2 protein-coding genes are annotated in these 1,115 nt (G+C 55.0%); both read left to right on the forward strand.

Annotation, left to right across the window (positions count from 1 at the left end; translation table 11 throughout):
• Positions 1 to 103: 103 nt before the first annotated feature.
• Positions 104 to 742: a CDP-diacylglycerol--glycerol-3-phosphate 3-phosphatidyltransferase gene (gene pgsA / locus H5U08_RS19535; protein ID WP_297037070.1), complete on the forward strand. Its 639-nt coding sequence runs from the start codon at positions 104 to 106 to the stop codon at positions 740 to 742.
• 4 nt (positions 743 to 746) lie between these two features.
• Positions 747 to 1,115 (forward strand): hypothetical protein (locus tag H5U08_RS19540; RefSeq protein ID WP_297037073.1); only part of this gene is annotated, 369 nt, incomplete at its 3' end.

The raw sequence follows: 1,115 nt of genomic DNA on the forward strand, positions 1-1,115 counted from the left end.
CGTGGGAAGCAACAAACAGTCTGCCGGCGTCGCTACGGTCGAGAATCCCCGGGGCGACTCAGGGAACAAATGAGAATGAACAATGTCAGGGAGACAGTCGGGAATGAACAGCGGAAGCGATAGTCGTGCTTTGCAGACCTCCGGTGAAAAATTGAGTTGGTGGAATATCCCCAACACCATCACGATAGCCCGAATTGTTTTGACAATCTTTCTGTTCGTAACGCTCGCTTTTCATAGGCAGTTGGGTTATCTGCCATCGTTGGTATTATTCGTAGTCGCAGCGGGAACAGATTGGTTGGACGGCTTTCTGGCACGGCGGCTCCATCAGGTGACCTCTATAGGGCGCGTGCTGGATCCATTTGCTGACAAGCTCATTATCTGTGGGACATTCGTGTTCCTGGCGGCTGACCCGAAGATGCTCAACACGCCCGGGGGGCTTCATCCCTGGATCGTGGTCGTGATCATCAGCCGCGAACTGCTGATCACGGGATTGCGGAGCTTTCTGGAAGGCCAGACGGTGGATTTCTCCGCAAAGTGGTCGGGGAAGTTCAAGATGGCGTTTCAGTGCATTCTGGCCATTGTGGCTTTTCTCTACCTTGATCGTGGAGCCACCCCGGCAAAAGATCCAGGGCTGTGGACACTCCTGGTCATTTTCACATATGGCACGCTCCTTTTGACCGTTTATTCTGGTGCGGCCTATGTCATCATCGGTCTGCGGCAAATTCGACGCTTGGAGGCGTGACATTGTGGCTCTCCCGCCCGAATCGGTGGTCTTCATCGGCATCTCCTCCCTTTCCATAGGCTGCTGGGTCCTCCTCTTCAGTTTCCCCGGTTTGCGTAAACGTATGTGGCCGCGTTATTCGTTTCGCCCACCCCCGTGGCGACTGGCGGATGTGTGTGGCGCATGGTTGGTCCTTATCCTGCTTATCCTTTTGATCACCAGTGTTCTTCAGGGGACCACGATGAATGAGAGTCACTCCGGCCAGCGCACGCATACCGCCAATTTACAGATGGGCAGGGATGAGAAATCGGGCTCCGCACAACGGGCGCACTGGGCGATTGTGCTCCTCAATGAGCAGCCGAGCGTTTCCACGCTTCTCTTAGTCATCGCCAGT

Source organism: Thermogutta sp. (assembly GCF_014359955.1).
In the GTDB taxonomy this organism is placed as follows: Bacteria; Planctomycetota; Planctomycetia; order Pirellulales; family Thermoguttaceae; genus Thermogutta.

Coding starts and splice junctions, on each gene's coding strand:
- pgsA (WP_297037070.1), top strand. CDS start 104: ATGAACAGCGGAAGCGATAGTCGTGCTTTGCAGACCTCCGGTGAAAAA.